5 protein-coding genes are annotated in these 3,665 nt (G+C 29.6%); all 5 read left to right on the top strand.

All coding sequences use genetic code 11. From position 1 onward, the window contains the following. Positions 1-208 precede the first annotated feature (208 nt). Complete coding sequence (locus tag ACTG3S_RS09620) at positions 209-646, top strand: thioredoxin family protein (RefSeq protein ID WP_439129149.1); 438 nt, start codon at positions 209-211, stop codon at positions 644-646. A gap of 62 nt (positions 647-708) precedes the next feature. Then, a complete protein-coding gene (locus ACTG3S_RS09615) occupies positions 709-1,149 on the top strand; it encodes a Rieske 2Fe-2S domain-containing protein (protein ID WP_439129148.1) in 441 nt (146 codons plus the stop codon). Between the two features lie 22 nt (positions 1,150-1,171). After that, positions 1,172-2,158, top strand: a complete 987-nt coding sequence (locus ACTG3S_RS09610) for an FAD:protein FMN transferase (RefSeq protein ID WP_439129147.1) — start codon at positions 1,172-1,174, stop codon at positions 2,156-2,158. After that, positions 2,155-2,367 (top strand): DUF4266 domain-containing protein, encoded by a 213-nt coding sequence (locus ACTG3S_RS09605; RefSeq protein WP_439129146.1) that lies wholly within the window; start codon positions 2,155-2,157, stop codon positions 2,365-2,367. Before ACTG3S_RS09610 ends, ACTG3S_RS09605 begins: the two co-directional genes overlap by 4 nt. Positions 2,368-2,386: 19 nt before the next feature. After that, on the top strand, positions 2,387-3,665 hold a 1,279-nt coding region (locus ACTG3S_RS09600; protein ID WP_439129145.1), incomplete at its 3' end, for a DUF3570 domain-containing protein.

Genomic DNA, 3,665 nt, shown 5'->3' with positions numbered 1-3,665 from the left:
GACAACGACAATGGCAATGGAGATGACAATGATGACAACGACAATGGCAATGGAAATGACAATGATAATGGAAGCGATAATGATGACAATGGAAGCGATGGCGACAATACAGGAGGAAATTAATAATTATTTGAATTAATTCTTTCTAAACTTCATTGTAAAAACTTTACAATGAAGTTTATTTCTTAAAATACCTAAAACTTATACTATGAAATTAACAACAGGAATTTTTATTTTAATATTGGTATCATTTTCTAGCTTTAGTCAAAATTGGAATACAGATTTTGAAAAAGCAAAAGAATTTGCTACAAAAGAAAACAAACCTATTATTCTAGTTTTTCAAGGGTCAGACTGGTGTGCACCTTGTATTAAATTAGATCACGAAATTTGGAGTACAGAAATCTTTAAAAAATATGCTGATAAACATTTTATAATGTTACAAGCAGATTTTCCTAGAAAAAGGAAAAATGCTTTACCGAAAGAACAAGCAAAAGCAAATGGAAAATTATTTGAAACATATAATAAAAATGGAATTTTCCCTTTTGTGGTAGTTTTAGACAGTTCAGGAAAAGTATTGGGAGAAACAAGCTACAAAAAAACAACTCCAGAAAAATATATTAAAGAGTTAAATGCATTCATTAAATAAAAATTAAAATATTAAGGTAGGGTTTTTTCTATTTAAGTTGTATAAATATTAAACAAGTAAATATGAAACGTAAAGAATTTTTAAAAACATTAGGTGCAGGTGCAGCATTTACAATAGCAGTGTCTTGTTTAGGAGGGTGTACAAATGATAATGGAGATATTTTTCCAGATGATATTGCTATTGACCCAGACCCAGTTACTGGTGCATTATTAACATTAGATTTGTCTGCAGCATCTTCAAATCCTTTAAAAAAGAATGGCGGTTACTTGATTAAAAATAGAATAGTTGTTGCAAAAGATTTAAATGGTAACTATGTAGCAGCTACAGTTAGATGTAGTCACGAACCTAGAGATAAAATTATCTTTAGAAATAATGAATACTATTGCAAAGAACATTCAGCGCGTTTTAATACTACTGGTAGTGGTTTAAATAGTAAGGGTACAAATAATTTAAAAACTTATAAAACCTCTGTAAATGGTAATCTCTTAAGCATTTTTGTTTAATTATTTAACAAAACAATTTATTTTGAAAACTATAATACATTTTTTTACTCTACTTTTTTCAATAGCAGTCTTAGCCCAAAAACCATACAAACGAACTCTTAAACTTATGGGGAGTCGTTTTGAGATAACAGTAGTAGATAATAATTCTACAAGCGCAAATAAAAATATTGATTTGGCTATTGCAGAAATAACTAGAATAGAAAAATTAATATCTTCTTGGGATAAAAATTCTCAAACATCTAAAATAAATAGAAATGCAGGTATAAAACCAGTAATTGTAGATGATGAGTTGTTTCAGTTGATAAAACGTGCCTTAAAAATTTCTAAACTCACAAATGGAGCTTTTGACATTAGTTATGCTTCTATGGATAAAGTTTGGTTTTTTGATGGAACTATGACCAAAATGCCTTCTGATGAAATAATTAAAAAATCTGTTGCAAAAGTAGGTTATCAAAATATCATTTTAAATGAAAAAAAGCACTCTGTATTTTTAAAATTAAGTGGTATGAAAATTGGCTTTGGTGCTATTGGAAAAGGATATGCAGCAGATAAAGCCAAAGCTTTATTACAAAAAAAAGGTGTAGTTTCTGGAATTATCAATGCTTCTGGAGATTTAAATACCTGGGGAAAACAACCAAGTGGAAAAGATTGGTTAGTTGCCATTGTAAATCCTTTAAATAAAGAAAAAGTATTTTCTTGGATGCCTGTTTTTAACAGTGCAGTAGTAACTTCTGGGAACTATGAAAGATATGTAAAATTTAATAATGTTTTATACACACACATCATAGATCCAAGAACAGGCTATCCTGCAACAGGTGTTTTAAGTGTAACTATTTTTACAAAAACAGCAGAACTTGCAGATGCTTTGGCAACATCAATTTTTGTAATGGGTGTAGATACTGGTCTAAATTTCATAAACCAACTAAAAGGTGTAGAGTGTATTATTATTAATGAAAACAATAAAATAATTACCTCTAAAAACATACAATTAAATACGATAAAAAAATGATTAAAAAAAGTTTAGTTTTTTTAGGTTTAATTCTTTTTGCAAGTTCTTGTGTTGCAGTTAAAGATTATGAAAAAATAAAAATTAATGACCCAGATATGGTATTGGCTCAAAAAAAAGTAGATAGATATGGCACAATTGCTAATGTATATCGTGAAGGGGCTGCAGGTGCAAATGGTGGAAAATCTGGAGGTGGTTGTGGCTGTAACTAATTTTTTTAAAAATGAGACCATGAAATATTTATTTATTCTAATAACACTTTTTTTTATGCAAACTATTACCGCTCAAAAAGATTCTACAAGTGTTTACAAAAAACGTGTTTTAGAAACTACTGAAGTAGATTTTATAGCAAGTTACTATGTGCAAAATGGTGATAATGCATCTGTTACAGGAGGTATAGGTAATGAATTCTTAACAGATGCAGCGTCATCAATAATTATCAGTTTGCCATTAAATGCAGATGATGTATTAACTATTGATGCAGGTATTTCTGCCTATACTTCTGCTTCTTCTAGTAATGGAAATCCTTTCGATAGTACTGGAGCTTCTGGAAATAGATATGATGACGATGATGACGATGAATATGATGATAAAAGTAGAGCTAAAGCAGCAAATACTATTGGTAGCCCATGGGTTGCTTCCTCTGGTGCATCAAAAACTGATGTTTGGTCAACTGTAAATGTAGATTATTCACACACTTCAGATGATAGAACTTTTATTTGGAATGCAAACACCTCATTTGCATCAGAATATGATTATACATCTGTAGGTTTTGGAGGTGGTTTGTTAAAACAATTTAACGAAAAAAATACTACTTTTGGTATAAACGCTAAAGTTTATTTAGACAATTGGAGCCCTGTTTATCCCACTGAATTAAAATCTTATAAATTAGTTAATGGCAATTTAAACCAAGGTTTTTTCACAGGAATAACTATTCTTGACCAAAATGGTAACGCAAGTACGAATTGGAAACCTGTAGATGGTAAATTTAATGTTATACAAAATAAGGCAAGAAATACTTATTCTGCATCTGTAAGTTTTTCACAGATTCTAAGTAAAAATGCACAAATATCAATATTCTTAGATGTTATAAATCAACAAGGTTGGCTGGCAAACCCATTACAACGTGTGTACTTTAAAGATTTAGCAAATTATTACATTGGTAACGCAAGTAGTATTAGTAATTATACATCCAGCAAAAATAAAGATGTTTTTCAATTGGCAGATGATATAGAAAGATTGCCAAATAGTAGGTTTAAAACTCCAATTGGGATGCGTTTTAACTATTATATTAATGAAACATTTGTGGTTAGAACGTATTATCGTTATTATTTTGATGATTGGGGCTTACAATCTCATACTGCAAGTGTAGAGTTACCAGTAAAAATATCTGATAAATTCACTTTATATCCTTCTTTTAGATATTATACGCAAACAGCAGCAGATTATTTTGCTCCTTATGAACAACATTTATCAACGAATAATTACTATACATCAGACTATGATTTGT

The organism is Polaribacter sp., from assembly GCF_965656025.1.
In the GTDB taxonomy this organism is placed as follows: domain Bacteria; phylum Bacteroidota; class Bacteroidia; order Flavobacteriales; family Flavobacteriaceae; genus Polaribacter.
Note: the sequence above shows the minus strand (reverse complement) of the source record. Positions and strands in the feature narration are given on the sequence as shown.